Below are 20,178 nucleotides of genomic sequence, written 5' to 3' on the forward strand. Positions count from 1 at the left end.
GAGTCGTTTGTTTCTTTATCAGTTTGTTTTCTTGTTAAATGAATTTGTTCCCTCTCTATATTGTAATGATTGGGTGTCGTCAATAGACAGTCGTATTTTTGCACATTCATAATTTTTACAAATTTACAAAAGAATGGAGGTATTGCGAAAACTTTCGGGAGTCTTCACCACACAGAATTACACTAATCTTTTGTAGTAAGGATATGCAAGAACTGTTATCTAATTCACCTCGCCTTCCTAATCAATAATGTTAATGAAGCAAACCCTTTGGATTTTCTTTTTTCTTGCGTTCTAGCATAAGCAGTGTGATGTTACATTTTGAAAAGAGGTAGCATCGACTCCGTACTTGTTACCACCGGACTGCGTATCTGCGGTGTCTCTCCCATGTGTTGTGGCGGTACGTTTCGTATTCCTTCCACAATTGGCTTGACTTCCTACCCATCCTTTTCGGCACTATAGACTGTTGAGTATAACTCATTTTCTCGGCAAGTATTTGTTGTGTTATACCAAGTTTTTACACTCGGGGGCATAACAGTGGAAATCGACTATAAGCATTGCGCATAGTCCCTTTTATCTTGTTCGTTTTTAGTAGTCTGTGGGATGTGTCGCCATCTATATAGATTATTCACTATCACAAAATAATGTTCTTTTGAGTTCTTATTGTTCTATCATAAAGACAGTGTTTCCTTAATTGTTTGTTGCATATTTGTTTTATATCAATTTTTGATATAGATAATATTATTGATTTTCAGTGTATTATTATTTATGAAAAATTTATGATGCTGAAATTGAATTAAAATAATAGTAACTTCAAACACGTATAAGCATGGTAGAAATAGAAGAATACGTCTAGTCCGATGAAGAAGAGATTATAGCACTTGTCCTTCATTGCCAGAACGATGGCACTCGTCCGTTGGTAACGGTAGATGACCAGCCGGAATTACTTCACATCAAAGAAAAGTATATTGATGGCGGAGGGAATTTTTGGGTGGCAAAGGAAAGTGGGAAGGTTGTAGGAACCATCGGTTTAATGAATGCAGGGAATGGAGTGGTTATTTTAAAAAAGTTTTTTGTTTATGAACCTTATAGAAGTTTTCCTCATAATTTGGGTCGGCAGTTATATGCCATTTTCTTAGATTTTGCACAAAAACACAATTTCAGAGAAATAATCCTTGATACACCAAGGAATACAGACAGAGTATATCGGTTTTATGAAAAGGCCGGATTTAGAAAGATATCTCAAGAAAAGTTCCCTATAATTTATGACTATCTTTATAGAGATTCAGATTTTTCATATTAAGACTGAAATGAGCTGAATGGTAATCTTGATAATAAGTTAGCTATATCGCATTAAACTTTCAGTGATAACATTTCCCGTTCTTTCTTTGTCGAACTTTTAACTACAATATCGTAGGAGTTGCTTACAAGCTCTTTGATCTTATCATCAGATACGTCTTGATTGAAATAAACACTGATCCAATATTTCTTATTCATGTGCCATCCCGGTCTTATGCCGGTATATTCAGTTTGCAGTTCTCCGGATTCGTCAGGGTTGCATTTGATACAACAAAAATCGGAAATCTCAATGTTAACGAAACAGAACCATTTGTCCGCTGCATAAAAGCATAGAATGTCACGGCTATATTTGTCGGGCACATTGGGAAACGGCATCTTCTCATGGACTCCCTTAAAAGACAGGCAGTATTCTCTAAATTCTTCGATATTCATTTCACTTTTTTATGTTCGGTTATCTATGCAAAAATAGTTAGAATAAAGGAGTGGATAACCATTTTTCTATGAAAATATTCAGGTGAAATATATTAACTGATTGTTCTTAGAGTAGAAAATAACTATCATAACTCTCATTCTTTTTGCTAACATGTTTATTATCTGATGAATAAGTATGATAGACGCTTTTAAAATCCGGTATCTATCATACTTTCTTTATGAAATATGGGTATCTATCATTCCCGTTTCACTGTTTTTTTTGCTGTTTACTCCTTCTTTGTGTTGGCTCGCACATAAATTTTATGACTGCCGCTTCCAATGGTGTCAAGTACTCCTTCCTTTACCCAACCGTTCAATTCATTCAGCGCTTTGTTCTTTAGTAGTCCCGTCAGTTGCGTATACTCTTTGCGTCGTATCATCGGTCGTTCATCCAGAAACCTCTCCAACCTGCGCCGACGCTCTTCCACCGGAACTTCGGCGGAATGTGCAAATCCCGACTTCGCTTTTTCTACAAATCCGCGAACCTTCTTTCGGAAAGAAGATGATGGACGAAAATTTACATTATCGAAATAAATGGACTGCGCATGTATCTCTTTGGCATCCATCACCGGACGTGCTTTCAGCTTGGCTGAAAAATATCCTAGGTTCCCCAACTGGACGTGATGTCCGCTGACTAAATATTCGGATATTTTATTTTCAATAGCCAGCTGGACTCCTTCAATATCTGCCGGCGTAAAGCTGGAAGCTTGAGCGATCTCTTTTACAATTTGTTGAAAGTCGATGGTCCCGTTCGATACGATGCGGGGGTACAACGGCTGTTCGTCTTCGTCTTCTTTCGAAGACGGTTTTTTGCGAAAATCATACTTTGCGTACATGTCTTTTCTATTATGGGTTAATGTGGCTAAAATACCTTTTAAAAGGCATTTTAATGATTGTTTTGCAGTAAGATAACCTACAATTGCAACCTGGATAATCAACTGGAATCAGTAGCTTTTCTTGGGCACACATTCGTGGGCTGTAGAGCCCACAGATGTAAACTATACAGCCCGCATAGGTGGGCTGTACGGCACACTTATGCGGGCTGAAGTCTTACTGCCTGCAAAGATACATCATCCTGCCTTTATTCGCAAATTTAGTAAGCATTATTTCTATAAAATAAAGTCGTGTGGCGTGGCAAATAAAAGCAGTGAAATTTGTTTGGACGAAGAGCATGTTGTATCTTTGTATGGCTGTAGTGCAGCTTTCCTTTTACTGGAAATAATAATAAAAAAAGATGAAAATAACATTAGTCAGAGACGATGGCAAGGTAAAAACCTTACGGACGTTGAAAATGGAGCTCCTTTTGGAGCAGATGAAAACGGAAGTCAAGGCGCAGCCCGTCTCAAAGATGAGGGAAGTCTTGCGGTATACTCTTCCGGGAAATTCGATTGAAGAGGTGCGTAAAGTTCCCAAAGTGATGCCTGCCGCAGCTTTTGTCCGTAAAGAAGGGGTAATGACCCTGAATGAATATAACGGCATAGTGATGATGGAAGTCAATAACCTTTCGGGGAGGGCGGAAGCCGACGAAATAAAAGAACTGGTCAAAGAGCTTCCGCAAACATACCTTGCTTTTACCGGATCTTCCGGCAAATCAGTAAAGATATGGGTGCGGTTCACCTATCCGGACGACCGCTTGCCGACTTTACGCGAGCAAGCGGAACTTTTTCACGCGCATGCTTATCAGACGGCTGTGAAATATTATCAGCCACAACTGCCTTTTGATATCGAACTGAAAGAACCGTCGCTCGAACAATATTGCAGGCTGACGTATGATCCTGAACTTTATTTCAATCCGAAAGCAATGCCCATTTATATGAAGCAGCCCGTCAGTCTTCCGTCCGAAACGACTTTTATCAAACGAACGCGGGAAACTGATTCTCCTTTGCAGCGAATGGCGCCCGGATATGAAAATTATGAAGCATTGTCGGTGCTTTTCTCCGCTGCATTCAACAGGGCGCTCGAAGAACTGGACGGATACCGGGAAGGAGACGATCTGCAACCGCTACTAGTGTGTTTGGCGGAGCATTGCTTTCGGGCAGGTATCCCCGAAGAAGATACTGTGCGGTGGACAAAGGCGCACTACCGGCTCCCTTCGGACGAGTTACTGATTCGCGAAACTGTGAAAAGTGTCTACCGTTCCGCCAAGGGATTCGGCAAGAAGAGCAGTCTGACGGCCGAACAGCTTTTCGCCATGCAGATGGACGAATTTATGAAGCGCCGTTATGAATTTCGATACAATACGCTGACCACGGAAGTGGAATATCGCGAACGGAATAGTTTTAATTTCTATTTTCGTCCGGTGGACAAGCGGGTGCTGGCGAGTATCACGATGAATGCCATGTATGAAGGGGTGAAAATGTGGGATAGGGACGTAATCCGCTATTTGGATTCTGATCATGTGCCTGTTTATCAGCCTGTGGAGAATTTTTTGTATCATCTGCCTCACTGGGATGGTAAAGACCGGATTTTGGAACTGGCCAACCGTGTTCCCTGTGATAATCCACATTGGGCGCCGTTGTTCCGTCGGTGGTTTTTGAATATGGTTGCCCATTGGAGGGGAATGGATAAGAAACACGCCAACAGTACGTCACCTTTGCTGATTGGTCCACAGGCATATCGGAAATCGACTTTTTGCAGAATGCTTCTTCCTCCTGCTTTACAGGCGTACTATACGGATAGCATTGATTTCAGTCGGAAACGGGACGCGGAGTTGTATCTGAATCGCTTTCTGCTTATCAATATGGATGAATTCGATCAGATTAGTCCTACCCAGCAGGCTTTTCTGAAACATATTCTGCAAAAGCCGGTGGTGAACACACGTCGTCCGAATGCTTCGGCAGTGGAAGAGCTTCGCCGGTATGCATCGTTCATTGCCACGAGCAATCATCGGGACTTGTTGACGGATACTTCCGGTAGCCGTCGTTTCATCGGTATTTACATGACGGGAGCTATAGATGTGTCGCGTCCTATTGATTATGAACAGCTTTATGCACAGGCGTTGGAGTTGCTTTATCACAACGAACGTTATTGGTTTGACTCCGAAGAAGAGGCTATCATGACGGAAAACAACCGGGAGTTTGAACAATCTCCTGCCATCGAACAATTATTTATGGTTTATTATCGTAGGGCGGAAGAAGAGGAAGAAGGAGAATGGCTACTGGCTATTGATATTCTGCGGCGGATTCAGAAAGCAAGTAAAATGACGTTTTCCGCCAGGCAGGCGTCTTATTTCGGACGTATCTTGCAGCGGCTCGGAGTGAAATCTAAACGGAAAACGTATGGTACGTATTATCATGTTGTACCTTTGGAGGTAGAATAGATTTTGTTATTTATTAATTATTTACATCAGATATATAATGCTATGACTAAAAAAGATGCTATAAAAGTATTTGAAGATAAAAAGATCCGTGCTGTTTGGGATGACCAAAAGGAGGAATGGTATTTTTCCATTGTGGATGTGGTAAGCGTGCTAACAGAAAGTGTTGATGGACGCAAGTATTGGAATAAGTTGAAACAGCGTCTCAAAGCAGAAGGCAGTGAGTTGGTGACAAGTTGTCACCAACTGAAATTACCCTCTTCCGACGGTAAGCTGTATAAGACAGATGTAGCTACAACCCAACAGCTTTTCCGTCTAATTCAGTCTATTCCCTCGCCCAAAGCGGAACCCTTTAAAATGTGGATGGCTCAAGTCGCCAAAGAGCGTCTGGATGAAATGCAGGACCCCGAACTGACTATAAATCGGGCGATGATGGAATATAAATCTTTAGGTTACTCGGACAATTGGATTAATCAACGATTGAAATCAATTGAAGTACGGAAGGAACTTACTGACGAATGGAAAAGAAATGGGATGCAAGAGGGCGTTCAGTTTGCTGCATTAACGGATATAATTTATCAGACATGGGCTGAAAAGTCGGCAAAAGAATATAAGCAGTTTAAAGGATTGAAGAAAGAAAATCTCCGTGACAATATGACGAACACTGAACTGATCCTTAATATGCTTGCTGAAACGGCTACTACGGATTTGTCCAAAGAGAGAAACCCATCCGGTTTTGCTGAAAATGCCGAAGTGGCAAAAGATGGGGGAAATGTGGCAAGAGTTGCTCGCAAGCAATTGGAAAGTCAGCTAAAACGCCCTGTTATATCTCCACTTAATGCAAAAAGTGCATTGCAAGTTGGTGATGAACGGGAAAAAAATGAAACTTCAGGAGAGAGCGTGGATTAATCAAGTATGATAGATACCCCGTTTTTGATGGTCTAAGTATGATAGATGCCGGAAATAATAGTTATCTATCATACTTATTCTTTTAATTATAAGTGGTTTATGAAAATGAATGAGAGTATGATACTAGTTTTTTTACTCATAGAGAAGATGTTTTTTTCTAATCTCTTTGTAATCCTGTAACTCCTTTTGCCAACTATTCCGGATAGCCTCTTCCGATTCTCCTTTGAGGATAGCCTTGCGTACGCTGTCAGTTCCCATCAGCAAATCAAACCATCGGGCACGGGAGAAGAAGGCTGCGCTTTCACCGGATAAGCGATAAAAGTTCAAGAAGTAGCGGAGTGTAAATCCGTTCACATCGGTTACATTCCGGAGGTCTTCCCCATAGCAGGTGATACCTTTGTGCATCGGGTTTTTGTCAAAACCGGGTAAGGAGCGGGGAGTAAAAGTGAAACTTCCGTATTTCTTATTAGGTGCGCCTAATACTTGGAAAGGAAAAGTTGTTCCCCGTCCCACGCTGACGCGGGTAGCTTCAAAAGGACAGAGTGAAGCATACAATCGGATAGACTGATCGTTCGGGAGGTTGGGCGACGGTTTGATGGGGAGTGAATAAGGCTCTCCATGTTTCCACCCGGTCATTGGAATTACCTTTAATGAACAAGGATTTTTCTTGTTGGCAATCCATCCTTCCCCGTTTATCATCTGTGCCAGTTCGCCGATGGTACATCCGTGGAGAACCGGAAGAGGTAACATACCGACAAAACTCCGGTAGGCAGGTTTGAGTATCGGACCATCCACATAATCGCACGGATTGGGGCGATCCAGTACAACCATTTCTTTCTTGTTCTCTGCGCAAGCTTCCATCACATAATACATCGTGCTTATATAGGTATAAAAGCGTGCCCCTACATCCTGAATGTCGAATACAATCACATCGACATCTTTTAGTTGGGCAGCTGACGGCTTTTTGTTGTCACCATAAAGCGATACGATAGGAATGCCGGTGCGGGAATCTTTTCCGTCTTTCACCGTTTCACCTGCATCCGCGTTACCGCGGAAACCATGTTCGGGGGCAAATGCTTTGACTACCCGGACGTCTCTCCTTAATAAGGTATCGAGAAGATGAACCCGCTTTGCTCCCACGACAGAAGTGTGGTTGACTACCATTCCGATGCGTTTTCCTTTCAGCAACGGCATATATTGATCCATTTGTTCTGCTCCCGTGACAATTTGACTGCTTACACGCATTGGTGACAACATAATGAATAGAAATATAAGAATGAAGGAAGCTCGAGTTTGCATATCGGTAATTTTTTTTGTAATATTGCACAAAAATATTAATTTCTCATCAAGAGAGCAAAAAATAAAGCACATGAATCCATACGAAATCATTGATAAATATTATCCGGAAAATACGCAGCAGAGACAAATCTTAGTAATTCATAGTCTGGCGGTGTCCGGAAAGGCAATGAAAATGCTGGATGCTCATCCCGAATTGCGTTTAAACCGGAGTTTTGTGAAAGAAGCTGCTCTGTTGCATGATATTGGAATTTTTCAGACCGATGCTCCCACCATTCAGTGCTTTGGCACTCATCCTTATATCGCCCACGGATATTTGGGAGCTGAAATCTTGCGGGCGGAAGGTTTCCCCCAACACGCATTGGTGTGCGAACGCCATACGGGAGCCGGACTCTCGTTGGAAGATATCATTGCCCAGCAGCTCCCCGTTCCTCATCGTGAGATGCTGCCCATTACCCTGGAAGAGCAATTGATTTGCTTTGCGGATAAATTCTTTTCTAAAACCCATCTGGATGAAGAGAAAACTGTGGAAAAAGCGCGGCAAAGTATTGCAAAATATGGTGAAGAAGGCCTAAGCCGCTTTGATAGATGGTGTTCTCTCTTTTTATAGCACTAAAAAATAATTAAATAACGAAGATTCTAACTCATATTTGGTGAAGATTGTGTACTTTTGCCACTTCAAGCGTAAACTATTAGTTAATGGCGCCATTGAAAGCAAAAATACTTATATCATTCATACTGCTGATTGTCTTACTGATGCTTCCCGATGAGGCTACGTCTCAGCGTCGAAGAAGAGGAATGATTGCCTCCAATACCGCACAAACGGATTCCCTTCAGGGAAATGATTCGTTGAAAGCAGATACGGTAACGGTACGCATTGATTCCATCGCACCGGTAAAGAAGAAACAACCACTCGATGCACCGGTTGTTTATGAATCCAACGACTCCACTGTCTTTACTTTGGGAGGAGCCGCTACACTTTATGGTAGCGGAAAAGTGAATTATCAGAACATCGAACTGGCTGCGGAAGTTATTTCGATGAATCTGGATAGTAGTACTGTGCATGCTTATGGTATCAAGGATACTACCGGAGTGGAAAAAGGTAAACCGGTATTTAAAGAAGGTGATACCTCGTATGATACGGAAACAATCCGATATAACTTCAAAACCAAGAAAGCGGGAATTACTGATATCGTCACCCAGCAGGGAGAAGGATATGTGACCGGAAGCAAGGCGAAGAAAGGGGCCAATGATGAAATTTTCATGGAGCATGGGCGTTATACAACCTGCGATCATCACGATCATCCCCACTTCTATATGCAGCTGACGAGAGCTAAGGTGCGCCCTAAAAAGAATGTAGTGACAGGACCTGCCTATCTGGTTGTGGAAGATGTGCCTCTGCCGTTGGCTGTGCCGTTCTTCTTCTTCCCATTCTCCAGCAGTTACTCTTCCGGTTTCATTATGCCGACTTATATGGATGACTCCAGTCGTGGTTTCGGTTTGGCAGAAGGAGGATATTACTTTGCCATGAGTGATATCATGGACTTGAAAATAACGGGAGATATCTTCACGAAAGGTTCATGGAGATTGTCTGGATTGACAAACTATAATAAACGCTATAAATATTCCGGTACGCTGCAAGCGGACTATCAGGTCACCAAGACTGGAGATAAAGGGATGCCGGACTATACAGTTGCTAAGGACTTTAAGGTGGTATGGAACCATCGACAGGATGCTAAAGCCAGTCCGAACACTACATTCTCTGCCAGTGTGAACTTCTCGACCAGTAGTTATGAACGTTCTAATATCAACAACCTTTATAATTCGCAGTTGTTGACTCAAAATACCAAAACATCAAGTATTAGTTATTCTCGTAGTTTTCCCGATATCGGTCTGACCTTATCCGGAACTACCAATATCGCACAGACAATGCGTGACTCTTCTATTGCGGTCACTTTGCCTGACTTGAATATTACGTTGAGCCGTCTGTTTCCGTTCAAGCGCAAGAAAGCGGCAGGAGCCGAACGTTGGTACGAGAAGATTTCCATTGGTTATACGGGACGTCTGACAAACAGTATCCGTACTAAAGATGACCATTTGTTCAAAGCCGGACTAAGCTCATGGGAGAATGCGATGAACCATAACATTCCTATCAGTGCTACTTTTACGCTGTTCAAATATTTGCAGGTCAATCCTTCTGTGAATTATACAGAACGATGGTACACCCGTAAAATCAATCAGCATTATAACGAAGATACTCACAGGCTGGAATCATTGCCGGGCGATTCTCTTAACGGCTTTTATCGTGTATCCAATTACTCGGCTAGTTTGGCTCTAAGTACGAAATTGTATGGTATGTATAAACCGATCTTTGCGAAGAAGAAGGAGATACAGATTCGTCACGTATTCACACCGCAGGTGAGTTTGAGTGGTGCTCCGGGATTTGGCAAGTACTGGGAAGAATATACCGATTATAATGGTAATACACAATATTATTCTCCTTTTACCAATCAGCCTTATGGCGTGCCTTCTCGTGAGGGGTCGGGAACGGTTAGTTTCTCGATAGCTAATAACTTGGAGATGAAGTATTATGACGCAAAGAATGATACAGTCAAGAAAGTTAGCCTTATTGATGATTTGAGTGCCAATATGTCCTATAATATGGCGGCAAAGGAAAGACCGTGGAGTGACTTAAGTATGAACCTCCGTCTGAAACTGACCAAGAATTATACTTTCAATATGAATGCCCAATTCGCTACGTATGCTTATACATTCGATAAAAGCGGTAATGTAGTGACCAGTAACCGTACAGAATGGTCGTATGGTCGTTTTGGGCGTTTCCAAGGATATGGTTCTTCTTTCAACTATACCTTTAATAATGACACATGGAAGAAATGGTTCGGTCCGAAAGAGGAGGATGAAAAAGGAAAAGATAAGAAGTCGGAGGATAGTGACGATGAAGAATCTGACGGAACGGAAGGAGATGGTACTACACCTAAGAAAGTAGAGAAAGCACAGGCAGACCCGGATGGTTATCAGGTGTTTAAGATGCCTTGGTCGTTAAGCCTTAGTTATTCGTTTAATATCCGTGAAGATAGGTCTAAGCCTATTAACCGTTATTCCATGCGATATCCTTATACGTATACGCATAACATCAATGCAAACGGAAATATAAAGATTTCTAATAACTGGTCGCTCTCGTTCAACTCGGGCTATGATTTTCAGGCAAAAGAGATTACGCAGACTTCTTGTACAATCTCCCGTGACTTGCACTGTTTCAACCTGTCCGCCAGTCTTTCTCCTTTCGGACGCTGGAAATATTACAATGTTACCATCCGTGCGAATGCAAGCATCTTGCAAGACTTGAAGTATGAGCAGAGAAGCCAAACGCAAAGTAACATTCAGTGGTACTAGGATAAGTTGAGAGTGGAGAGTTGAGAGTGGAAATTCGGACGTGTAATTGTTTTGCTACAATATAGAAAAAGAAAAATGGCTGCGCTATCATTCGACGAATAGTGCAGCCATTTTTTTACTCTTTACTCTTTACTCTTTATTCTTAACTCTCAACTCTCCATTCTCAACTTCTCCAACTACCATGCGATTTCTGTTTTTCCATGGGTTTTCAGGTAATCGTTTGTACGGCTGAAATGTTTGTTTCCGAAGAAGCCGTTGTAAGCTGAAAGAGGAGAGGGGTGGGCAGAGGTGAGCACCAGATGCTTGTTGCGGTCGATAAACGCCCCTTTCTTTTGAGCGTATGATCCCCATAAGATAAATACCAGGTTTTCTTTTTCTTCTGCCAGGGCACGGATTGCAGCATCGGTAAATGTTTCCCAGCCACGATTCTGATGTGAACCTGCTTGATGGGCACGTACCGTCAGAGTTGCGTTGAGTAATAATACTCCTTGTTCTGCCCAGCGAGTCAGGTTTCCCGTGGTCGGGGCATCTGAACCGATGTCGGCTTTGATTTCTTTGAATATGTTCACTAATGAAGGGGGAAAAGGCACTCCGTCGTTTACAGAGAAACAGAGACCATGTGCTTGTCCCGGTCCATGGTAGGGATCTTGTCCTATAATTACAACTTTCACTTTGTCGAAAGGACAAAGGTTGAAAGCATTGAAGATCAGTTTTCCCGGAGGGAAGATCTGATACTGGCTATATTCGCTTTTGACGAAATCGGTCAGTGTGCGAAAGTAGTCTTTGTCGAATTCGGGTTTTAAATGTGCTTTCCAGCTTTCTTCAATTTGTACGTTCATAGTTTGTTATATAAGGTGTATATCAAGTTCTTCACATTCTTTGCGCATATCTTCGGGCCAGATGCTGGCTTGTATCTCTCCAATGTGAGCTTTGCGAAGGTAGAACATACACAAGCGGGATTGTCCGATACCTCCTCCGATAGATAGTGGAAGGGTGTCATTCATCAATCGCTTGTGGAAATAAAGTTCCAGTCTTTTTTCTTCTTTTTCTTCTTTCAACTGACGTTGCAAGGCTTCTTTGTCAACACGGATTCCCATAGATGATAATTCGATGGAGCGTTGCAGTACATTGTCCCACAGAAGGAGGTCGCCGTTTAGTCCGGGCAAGTCGTTCAATCCTTTGGTTGTGTAGTCGTCATAGTCCGGTGCGCGTCCGTCGTGTTTCTTGCCGTCGCTAAGTTTGCAGCCTATGCCTATGATAAACACAGCTCCGTATTTCTGACAGATGGCATGTTCGCGACATTTGGGTTCCAGATCCGGATAAAGTTGGCGCAATTCTTCTGAATGGATGAAATGTAGCTTTTGTGGCAGGCACGGCTTGATTTGCGGATACATTTCGTATACCATATATTCTGTACGGATCATAGCTGCATAAATACGGTTGACGATCTCTTTCAGGAAGTTTACGTTCCGGTCTTCATTGGTGATGACACGTTCCCAGTCCCACTGGTCTACGTAGAGAGAATGCAGGTTGCCCAGTTCTTCGTCTGAACGGATTGCGTTCATATCCGTATAAATACCATATCCGGGTTCGATATGATAGTCAGCTAAGGTCAACCTTTTCCATTTAGCCAATGAATGAACCACTTCGGCTTGTGCATCGCCCAGATCTTTAATAGGGAAAGAAACGGGTCGTTCTATTCCGTTCAAATCGTCATTGATACCCATTCCTTTCAATACGAAAAGGGGGGCAGTCACACGTCTAAGGCGTAGCTCGGATGACAAGTTTAATTGGAAGAACTCTTTTATTTGCTTGATTCCCAGCTCGGTCTGTTTGAGGTCGAGTAGCGGATTATAGTTCTTAGGTTTTATCAAGTAACTCATAGGTTTGTTAAATGTTAATTGTCGGCAAAGATAGGAATAAAATTGATATATGTAATGGATATTCTCTAAAAGATTGTCAATTTGATAAAGTAAATGCTCTAAAGCATTTCAAAATAACAGTGTCTTAACATGGGGAAGTACCTTAAGAACTATAAAAAAAGAAGAATCATTAGGAAGATGAGAAGATTTTTTATACTTTTGTCCTCGCATTTAGAAAGAATGGCCCCGTAGCTTAGTGAATAGAGCGTCAGATTCCGGTTCTGAAGGTCGTGCGTTTGAATCGCACCGGGGTCACAGATGAATCCCTTGATAATCAGTAGATTATTGAGGGATTTCTTCTTTGTTATACCTTGTAGAACTGGGCTTAAAATGGTGGATTTACTCGTTGTAGTTGATAGTTGTTGGTTAATTGTTGGTGGAAAATATAATACCTAACATGCTGATGTTCAAGGTGACAGTTAGATTTAAAAGAGGTCGATAGCATCCGGATTGGTATAGACATCGTGCTGCATTCCGAATTCATGAATTTGTCCCGTCTCGGTGAATATTTTCACCCGATACGAGAAGCAGGGGGCGACAAGGGGATCGATCTCGAACATTGTATAATCGAAGCAGTAGAGCTTGTGATAAGAACTATGATAACGGTTACATCCACTATTGACCCCGTAATTATAAAAACATTTAGTGTAATTTCTGATTCCTTCCTTTCGAGCCAATTTACGCAACTGACTTTGCACCTCTTTATTATTGCAATAATCCGCATAATCCGATGTATTGTCGAGTGGAACTCCGTTTAATAGAATCTTGCCCTTGAAAAAATTAACCGGAACCTCAGCCGGATCCGGATCGTCATAATCGTACTCTTTTTCTTTCGGCACGTAATCCCAATGCAAATTGAACTGCATCACCTCCTTTTCGGGGGAGACTAAAGCGACAAAGCCGATTTCATCCCAAAAATAGTTGTTATATCCCACATTGCCATCTTTTCCGTAGAGGATTCTATTTTCGGGTCCGAATATTTTAATAAGGGAATCAATGGGGATGCCTATCGAGAATACTTGCCCGTTGTAAGTTGCACATTTTTCTGTAAATACGAACAGATGCTCGGTATTGACCCCTTTGGCTTCGAGTTCTTTTTTCGTATAACCAGAGTTCATGTACCCGTTGTCAGCAACTTCACGATTACCAATTCCGATGCAGCCAACAACAAAAATAACCAATAAGGAAGAGAGAATTATTCTTTTCATAATCACTAATAGCCCAAGTTGGAAATAAGAATTTGCATCTTTAATATACTGCCCGTGGTTGTGGTAATTGCGTTTTTTAATTTTCTATTTATTCCTCTTTCAGATGGGAAGTGCAAATCAGCTGTTTGGCAGCGTTATCCGGGTTGTTGTCATCATAGAAATTCCAGTCTCTTTCCAGTCTTTTGGCTACATCAATTCCTGCTGTATAATAGAGATATTTGTTCTTTGCTACATCAAGAATACCGTAAGTAAGAATATCCTTTTCTTTTCCTTCTTTATCTGTATAGACGCTTTTTACTAGTAATATCTTATATTTTCCATCTTCCCGAACACAGTATTCTTTATTGGCTTCCAACGTATATGTGCCGGAAACATCTGTCACATTGGAGGCGGCAGCGTCCATTTCTACAACAATTTGTTTGGGCTCTCCGGTAGTCGGAGTGTCTTTTGAGTCGTCATTGCAGGCAAACAGCAAAACAACGAATAGTAATTTAAGTAATTTCATCTTTGTATTTTTATTGTTTTTTGATTCTTTTCCTGGTGTGAATGTGTTTAATCAGAATTGTCGATTATGCAAATGTACAACTTTCACATGATATAAAAGCAGTAATAGATAAAATCTTGTGTTCCATATTATTATCCGTAGTTGCATAATTTAGTCTAAAGAGAATGAAAAGTTGTTTTAGATGATTGAAATCTCATAGAAAATGCTAACTTTGTAACGATGAAGAAGTAAAAAAATGATGTTGATATAGTGTATTTATAGCTTTCCGGAAGTAGATATCTGACGATAAATTATATTAATCCCATAAATATAAATTAGAATGGAAGAAGCTAGAAAAAAGAAATGGGCTAGTGTGGCGCTGATTATCGGAGCTATTGGTTTTATCATTATTATGATTTACTTTACAGTTATTTCAAGTCTCAACATGTAAAACAGATCATTATGGCATTGAAAAATTGAAGCTTGGACATTTCGTTTGAATCTGTCCAAGCTTGTTTTTTGTGGTTCTGAATGAGATTGACCGGTAATCTGGCAATGCCTCTTCTTTAGCTTCTTGAAACCTGAAGTCCCTTGTCAGAAAGCGTCATTTCTACAAAACGAGCGCGTGGGTTGGGAGCTTGTTCTGTCAATATCCGTCGGATCTGTCCGGCTGCTTGAGGGTCTTTGGCTACCATATATAAATAACCGCCGCCGCCTGCGCCGGGGAGTTTGTATCCTAGGGTATAATCTTTGATTTTCTCGATAATGGCTGCTACTGCCGGCGGATTGGTTCCGCAATCTAATGCCTGGTTTTGTATCCAGGTTTTGCCGACCAATCGACCGAAACTATCGAAGTTGCTGCGCAGGATAGCTTCACTCATATCCATTGCATGGGCTTTCATCTCGGCTAGCAAACTTAGATGTGGACCGGAATTGAGGAACATGGAACTGACAATTTCCGCCAGAATACTTTTGGCAGTACGGGTAATTCCTGTATAATATAACAGATGGCAGTCGCGGTAGTCAGGATGAACAAAGAGTTGATCGGGCAACCAGCGCACTAATGGATGCTGTTCGAAACCTGCTTCGGATTGTAGTAGTTTAATGCCGGAAAACACACCGCCATATTGATCCTGCCAACCTCCTCCTGTGGTCAGTAGTTGTTCCAATATTAATGTGTAACTGCATATATCATTCTTATCCCAAGCCAGTCCGCAGAAATCATTGATTGCTCCGAGCACGGTGGAGGCCAGAATGGAACTGGTACCTAACCCCGAGCCAGCAGGAATAGCAGCCAACAGGGTAATTTCGATTCCCGAACCGAAGGCTTCCAGCTGTTTGGCTAAAGAAGGATAGGATTCTGTTGAGAATGCCGGCGCGAAACCTGCCAACGTAAGGGCGGCTTTGGGGATGGAAAATGGAGAACCCACTTTTTTGTAATCTTGCAGTTCCTCGTAATTTCGTATCACTTCCATTGCGCCCATATCAATGGAGCGAAGGGTAATATGATATTCTTTGCAGGGTTTAACGTATACTTGCAGCGGCGGTTGGCCGTTCAGTTCGATGGCAAGATTGACAACGCTTCCTCCTGAATAAAGAGAGTAGGGAGGGGTGTCCGTCCATCCTCCTGCCACATCAATGCGTACAGGGCTGCGGCTCCATACAATCTGATCGGAATAAACGTTGAGTGTGGGATGACTTTTACGTTCGTTCATCACTCCTAATAAACCGTCACGAAGCAGTTGGAAGGCTGCCTGTTCTTCTTTTGCGCAATCTTTGTCTTCACGTAGTTTCATGATGCGTGCACGAAGCATCCGGTTGTGTATCCGTAGCATGGGTGCGGCATCTTCTTGCAGGACATCGGGAGTATCCAGGTTGAAACGTACAAATTCGTTTGCGGCATCCAGTAAGTTAAGTTGATAGAATACGCTTTTTTCATAATTAGCCGCCAGTCCTTTCCAGTTCTCTTTACGGAAAGCGTTGCGCTGTTCATAAAGACGTTTGAGGTTGGCGCCTGCCGAGATTTCGTCGGCAGAAACTTTCTCTGCTTTGAGCCAACGTTTTTTCCCTTCTTCCAGTTGGGGTTCCGATGTCATCCAGCGCACTAATATGCCTAAATCTTCAACAGAAGTTACTTTGGGGAAGATAGATGCTGATTGTAAATCATCGGTGCGTCCTTTTATATCCTCCCAGGTAATTCCTCTTTCTTCCATCCAGCGGGTGAAAGGGATATTAAGATAGGTAGTCGTTGATTTGTCTAACGCTCCTTTGAACACATCATCCAATCCATACGGACGTGCAACAAAGTCATTGTCGCCGATGGGGATAATGTCGATGCAGACTCCATCCGGCAGGTTGATGTTCCATTGGTTTTCGGGAACTCCTGTTATTATTTGGCGGGACCCCAGTTTCCAGCCTTTTCCCACATGGCTATTCTCAATCCATAAGTTGGCATTGTCTGCAGAAAGGGAAACTTGTGTGATAGAGTTCTGGATAAAGATAGCCGGATTCGGTTTTACTTTCCGGTGCATGATCCTTCTTTGATCGCGTACCTTGTCTTGTATGGCTAAAGTAGAAGAAATCAGTTCATGGCTTGTGCCATAATGATAGAATTCTCCACCGGGCAAAGGCAATATGGCTACGGATAACTGATTGATTTCTTCATCTTCCGTTTTGGGATGCTCTCCCAAAGCCAAGCCGTAGTCCGAGTATAAGTCATAATAATTAATATCATTGGTTCCTTCTTTTAATGACCGTTTCATCAATACTTCGATGGCGCGGTCACTCAAAATCCAGATACCGATGTCCATCAGGAAAAGATGAGTTTTCGATAATCCTTCCAACTTTTCAAGAGAAGGTTTCTGTAACATGAAGTCGAGAACCTCCGGCTTTTTCCGGTCGGAAACAAATACACCATGATGGGTTGCCAAGGAAGGATTTACCCATAAGCCGTAGCATACTACGTCTGCATTCGGAATATCCTGGAGTGGCTTTTCCGAACGGATATATACATCTCCGCTTGCGATCAGCGTATTCAGACCGGCCGGAGCCTGATTCATAATCCTTTCATAGAGCGGGAGCTGCAATGATAATAGATTCTGTCCGAGTTTTTGTCCTCTTTCCCAACTGAAGATCGGGATCGGAGTCAATATTTTGCCGGAAGGTCCGTAGCTGGGCAGGCGACGGCTTTGTCCGCCTGCATGGAGCAATATTCTTTTTTCATCTCCTATCCAGTTGCCGAAAGATTTTTGTGGCGCGAATGCCTGATGGCAGGCCTGCAATAACCATGTCGTTCCGCCGCCGGAGCCTAGTTTGCTCCCAATGGGGTCTGATGTACAAAACCAATCGGTATGGTTGACTTCTTCCAGTTCGTGGAAGCAATGGATCAAATTGGGTGGTAAGGATAATAACTTTTGCATAGTAGAATCTGCGTTGGCTTAGATGGAATCTAAGTGAATTAAACTCCTGTAAAAATACGATTTATATTCCTTCTTTTCAATGTTTTTCTCCTGTTTTGAAGAATAAATTATCTTTTCAGCTTTTAGGTGTTCTTTTCAAACAGCGTATCCCAATGATCGCTTAGTGCTTGCATGGATGGCAGTAGCAGATCGGCTCCGGCATCCAGCAATACTTGTCCGTCCAAAGGACCTGTATTTACAGCTATTGTAAAGATACCCGCATTGTGTCCGGCTTCCACTCCTAACGGAGCGTTCTCTACTACGATGGCTTCATCAGCTTTAAGTCCGCCTTTTTTCAATGCCATCAGATACGGTTCGGGATTGGGCTTACCATATTTTACATCGAACGCTGTAACCATCAATTCTTTACGAAACATTCCCGGATAGTTGTGTTCCAACCGTTCGAGCAGGGATAGTTGGCCGGAACCAGTGACCACCATCGGAATCAATCCATCCTTTTTCACTTTTTGTAGCAACTCCCATGCACCGGGCATACGTTTTGCTTCAGGATACGAATTGAACAAAACACTTTTCTCCTGATAGATACTTTCTATTTCTTCTTGGGTAGCTTCTCTGCCCAGTTCACGTTGGAAAACAATATTAATAGTGGAGGCTCCTGTCCGTCCTTCGTGCATATATGCTTCTTCGCGACTAAGAGTGAGTCCGTGAGATTTCATTACTGTATGCCAGGCTTCCGAATGATAGGGCATAGAGTCAAAAAGTACGCCGTCCATGTCAAACAGGACGGCTTTCAGTTTCTTTTTCATACTTTGGTACGTTGCAGAATCTTTTTAAGATGATATTTTATTTTTCTATAAGCATTTTCTTCAGATCAGACAGAGGAATAATCACATCGTATTGCTGACCGGATTCCTTGCCGATATATCTGTAAGCTATGCTTTTATTGTTATCTACACAGGTTTTGATGAATATCTGGGTGGCGGGATCGGTCTGACTTGCCAGTGTTGATACAATACCCTCTTTCACTTCTGCTGCGTTTTCTTCAATCTGGCTGATGGGACACAATTCTTCGTCCACACTGCATATATAAACAACCGATTCGCCTATGACCTCGATTTTTTCGACAATGACTTCTTCGCTGGCTTGCATCGGGAATTGCAGGTTCGCCATTTTCAGTTGCGCTTCAAGCTTTGTTTGTCCGCTTTGTGCCGGATCGGCATTTGTATTAATCACTTCTTTCAGTTCTTCGGCGGTAAGTTCGCAAACCGCTTGTTCGCCCGACTTATTCCCTACAAATATCATGTGTAATCCGGAATTGCATTTTGCCATCAACTTGAGCATCTCTTTTACATCTGCTGCCGGATTTTGAAACATCATTGTGATAGATGATTTCATGCTTTCCGGATTGTCTTTCAATATCTTTATATTGGTAATCTCTTCGTTCATGTTCAGCGTGTACACTACGTTATTCCCGTCGTAGATGATGCTGGTGATCGTGCCGACTGCTCCCATGTCTATCGGACACTGTTTGTTGGCTACTCCGATCACTGTCTTGAGTTTGGCTTCCTGGCAACCGGTCATTACGAGCATTAGCAATGATATGCTACATAATAATATGAATCCACTGGATTTCTTTAATAAATTTCCTGTCATTTTATTTGTTCTTTTTAGTTTGATTCGCTTAATCTACAGTTGTATATGAGGCAAAGATAACGATAAAAAACGAGAGATAAGTTAGAACGGGAAGATAGTTTAGTGATTACTTGCCATGTGGTATCTACTGCCAACTCTTGTCGTGTAGACTGTTCGGCACTACTGAATTGCGGCGTATTACTTGTATAATTATTTGTTGTTTAGAAGAATATGTGTATTTTTGTAACGTTATAAACTCGACGATAGCATGAAAAAGAGAGTATTATTGTTGCTACCATTGTTTTTAGGCGCCTGCTCTGATAGTGGGGAAAGTCCTGTTATCAAGATAGAAAAGCTTTATGCAAAGGTTGAATCGGAGGATGAAAGTTCCGGTTCCGGTGAAAAAGACTATGCGAATCAGAGGGACGAATTGCCGGCCTTGAAGGTGGGGGACGAAGTGAAAGCTCTTCTGCTTTTGGATGGAAATGGAGCTGAACTGAAAACCTTTAGACTTCAGAATGATGATGAAGTGGATACTAAACTCATCTTTGAGAAAACAGAAGTATCTACAGAGGGAAATCTGACAGATGTGGAAAAGGGACAGCTTCGTTTTAAGGATGGTGTGTCAAAAGCTAAAATTATGGTGATTGCGACCATCAAACAAGTAGATAAGAACGGCGATGTAAAATTAGAGTTCTATCTTTCTTCCAAAGCCGAATGTGAAGGAGCACAGGAAGAAATCGGTTTGAAGACGAAAGCGGAGGATGATAAGTGAAAATTGACGAGTGGTAGCAACTAGCAAAGTAAGTCG

At 42.2% G+C, this 20,178-nt stretch carries 15 protein-coding genes, 1 tRNA gene and 1 pseudogene; 7 read left to right on the forward strand and 10 right to left on the reverse strand.

What is annotated here, in order from left to right; genetic code table 11:
- Nucleotides 1-913 precede the first annotated feature (913 nt).
- On the forward strand, nt 914-1,300 hold the full coding sequence (locus DW862_RS16790; RefSeq protein ID WP_225450776.1) for a GNAT family N-acetyltransferase: 387 nt from the start codon (nt 914-916) through the stop codon (nt 1,298-1,300).
- 50 nt (nt 1,301-1,350) lie between these two features.
- Here the strand turns inward: DW862_RS16790 and DW862_RS16795 are convergent, their stop codons facing one another.
- Together DW862_RS16795 and DW862_RS16800 are read right to left on the reverse strand one after the other, a co-directional pair.
- Complete coding sequence (locus DW862_RS16795; RefSeq protein ID WP_087317195.1) at nt 1,351-1,728, reverse strand: MmcQ/YjbR family DNA-binding protein; 378 nt, start codon at nt 1,726-1,728, stop codon at nt 1,351-1,353.
- A gap of 266 nt (nt 1,729-1,994) precedes the next feature.
- Nucleotides 1,995-2,603 (reverse strand): HU family DNA-binding protein, encoded by a 609-nt coding sequence (locus tag DW862_RS16800; RefSeq protein ID WP_087317194.1) that lies wholly within the window; start codon nt 2,601-2,603, stop codon nt 1,995-1,997.
- A gap of 398 nt (nt 2,604-3,001) precedes the next feature.
- Between DW862_RS16800 and DW862_RS16805 the strand changes: the two genes are divergently transcribed.
- Nucleotides 3,002-5,086: a BT4734/BF3469 family protein gene (locus DW862_RS16805; protein ID WP_087317192.1), complete on the forward strand. Its 2,085-nt coding sequence runs from the start codon at nt 3,002-3,004 to the stop codon at nt 5,084-5,086.
- 42 nt (nt 5,087-5,128) lie between these two features.
- Complete coding sequence (locus DW862_RS16810; protein WP_008024972.1) at nt 5,129-5,992, forward strand: Bro-N domain-containing protein; 864 nt, start codon at nt 5,129-5,131, stop codon at nt 5,990-5,992.
- Nucleotides 5,993-6,124: 132 nt separating this feature from the next.
- Here DW862_RS16810 and DW862_RS16815 read toward each other — a convergent pair whose 3' ends face one another.
- A complete protein-coding gene (locus tag DW862_RS16815) occupies nt 6,125-7,291 on the reverse strand; it encodes an exo-beta-N-acetylmuramidase NamZ domain-containing protein (protein ID WP_087317282.1) in 1,167 nt (388 codons plus the stop codon).
- 70 nt (nt 7,292-7,361) lie between these two features.
- On the opposite strand from DW862_RS16815, the gene DW862_RS16820 reads away from it, so the two are divergent.
- Together DW862_RS16820 and DW862_RS16825 are read left to right on the forward strand one after the other, a co-directional pair.
- Entirely contained in the window at nt 7,362-7,898 is a 537-nt protein-coding gene (locus tag DW862_RS16820) for an HDIG domain-containing metalloprotein (protein WP_004312347.1), read from the forward strand.
- 89 nt (nt 7,899-7,987) lie between these two features.
- On the forward strand, nt 7,988-10,702 hold the full coding sequence (locus DW862_RS16825) for a putative LPS assembly protein LptD (protein WP_015531394.1): 2,715 nt from the start codon (nt 7,988-7,990) through the stop codon (nt 10,700-10,702).
- Nucleotides 10,703-10,878: 176 nt separating this feature from the next.
- On the opposite strand, the gene ung is transcribed toward DW862_RS16825, so the two are convergent.
- Together ung and asnA are read right to left on the reverse strand one after the other, a co-directional pair.
- A complete protein-coding gene (gene ung, locus DW862_RS16830) occupies nt 10,879-11,541 on the reverse strand; it encodes a uracil-DNA glycosylase (protein WP_004299369.1) in 663 nt (220 codons plus the stop codon).
- A gap of 6 nt (nt 11,542-11,547) precedes the next feature.
- Nucleotides 11,548-12,585 (reverse strand): aspartate--ammonia ligase, encoded by a 1,038-nt coding sequence (asnA, locus tag DW862_RS16835; RefSeq protein ID WP_004299370.1) that lies wholly within the window; start codon nt 12,583-12,585, stop codon nt 11,548-11,550.
- 221 nt (nt 12,586-12,806) lie between these two features.
- Here asnA and DW862_RS16840 point away from each other — a divergent pair.
- Nucleotides 12,807-12,879: transfer RNA gene (locus tag DW862_RS16840), tRNA-Arg, on the forward strand.
- A 170-nt stretch (nt 12,880-13,049) separates the two neighbouring features.
- Here the strand turns inward: DW862_RS16840 and DW862_RS16845 are convergent.
- The 5 genes and pseudogenes from DW862_RS16845 to DW862_RS16865 all read right to left on the reverse strand — a co-directional run bounded on the left by DW862_RS16845 (nt 13,050) and on the right by DW862_RS16865 (nt 19,388).
- Nucleotides 13,050-13,832, reverse strand: a complete 783-nt coding sequence (locus tag DW862_RS16845) for a hypothetical protein (RefSeq protein ID WP_087317189.1) — start codon at nt 13,830-13,832, stop codon at nt 13,050-13,052.
- A gap of 88 nt (nt 13,833-13,920) precedes the next feature.
- Nucleotides 13,921-14,337, reverse strand: coding sequence for a hypothetical protein (locus DW862_RS16850; RefSeq protein ID WP_049702073.1), 417 nt, complete (start codon nt 14,335-14,337; stop codon nt 13,921-13,923).
- 545 nt (nt 14,338-14,882) lie between these two features.
- Nucleotides 14,883-17,738 (reverse strand): annotated as a pseudogene (locus DW862_RS16855) (bifunctional fucokinase/fucose-1-phosphate guanylyltransferase); the annotation flags it as partial.
- A gap of 119 nt (nt 17,739-17,857) precedes the next feature.
- On the reverse strand, nt 17,858-18,541 hold the full coding sequence (locus tag DW862_RS16860) for an HAD family hydrolase (protein WP_004299374.1): 684 nt from the start codon (nt 18,539-18,541) through the stop codon (nt 17,858-17,860).
- 37 nt (nt 18,542-18,578) lie between these two features.
- On the reverse strand, nt 18,579-19,388 hold the full coding sequence (locus DW862_RS16865; RefSeq protein WP_008024965.1) for a hypothetical protein: 810 nt from the start codon (nt 19,386-19,388) through the stop codon (nt 18,579-18,581).
- A gap of 247 nt (nt 19,389-19,635) precedes the next feature.
- Here DW862_RS16865 and DW862_RS16870 point away from each other — a divergent pair, with 247 nt between their 5' ends.
- The gene (locus DW862_RS16870) at nt 19,636-20,142 is read left to right on the forward strand and encodes a DUF5035 domain-containing protein (RefSeq protein WP_004313491.1); all 507 of its coding nucleotides are present in this window, start codon (nt 19,636-19,638) and stop codon (nt 20,140-20,142) included.
- Nucleotides 20,143-20,178: the final 36 nt, after the last annotated feature.

Source organism: Bacteroides sp. AM37-9 (assembly GCF_003603455.1).
Classification (GTDB): domain Bacteria; phylum Bacteroidota; class Bacteroidia; order Bacteroidales; family Bacteroidaceae; genus Bacteroides; species Bacteroides xylanisolvens.

What these genes read in the sequence shown, in the direction of transcription:
- DW862_RS16825 (WP_015531394.1), top strand. Translation starts at nt 7,988, where the DNA reads ATGGCGCCATTGAAAGCAAAAATACTTATATCATTCATACTGCTGATT.
- DW862_RS16870 (WP_004313491.1), top strand. Translation starts at nt 19,636, where the DNA reads ATGAAAAAGAGAGTATTATTGTTGCTACCATTGTTTTTAGGCGCCTGC.
- DW862_RS16795 (WP_087317195.1), bottom strand. Translation starts at nt 1,728, where the DNA reads ATGAATATCGAAGAATTTAGAGAATACTGCCTGTCTTTTAAGGGAGTC.
- DW862_RS16845 (WP_087317189.1), bottom strand. Translation starts at nt 13,832, where the DNA reads ATGAAAAGAATAATTCTCTCTTCCTTATTGGTTATTTTTGTTGTTGGC.
- DW862_RS16815 (WP_087317282.1), bottom strand. Translation starts at nt 7,291, where the DNA reads ATGCAAACTCGAGCTTCCTTCATTCTTATATTTCTATTCATTATGTTG.
- DW862_RS16800 (WP_087317194.1), bottom strand. Translation starts at nt 2,603, where the DNA reads ATGTACGCAAAGTATGATTTTCGCAAAAAACCGTCTTCGAAAGAAGAC.
- DW862_RS16810 (WP_008024972.1), top strand. Translation starts at nt 5,129, where the DNA reads ATGACTAAAAAAGATGCTATAAAAGTATTTGAAGATAAAAAGATCCGT.
- ung (WP_004299369.1), bottom strand. Translation starts at nt 11,541, where the DNA reads ATGAACGTACAAATTGAAGAAAGCTGGAAAGCACATTTAAAACCCGAA.
- DW862_RS16820 (WP_004312347.1), top strand. Translation starts at nt 7,362, where the DNA reads ATGAATCCATACGAAATCATTGATAAATATTATCCGGAAAATACGCAG.
- DW862_RS16865 (WP_008024965.1), bottom strand. Translation starts at nt 19,388, where the DNA reads ATGACAGGAAATTTATTAAAGAAATCCAGTGGATTCATATTATTATGT.
- DW862_RS16850 (WP_049702073.1), bottom strand. Translation starts at nt 14,337, where the DNA reads ATGAAATTACTTAAATTACTATTCGTTGTTTTGCTGTTTGCCTGCAAT.
- asnA (WP_004299370.1), bottom strand. Translation starts at nt 12,585, where the DNA reads ATGAGTTACTTGATAAAACCTAAGAACTATAATCCGCTACTCGACCTC.
- DW862_RS16860 (WP_004299374.1), bottom strand. Translation starts at nt 18,541, where the DNA reads ATGAAAAAGAAACTGAAAGCCGTCCTGTTTGACATGGACGGCGTACTT.
- DW862_RS16805 (WP_087317192.1), top strand. Translation starts at nt 3,002, where the DNA reads ATGAAAATAACATTAGTCAGAGACGATGGCAAGGTAAAAACCTTACGG.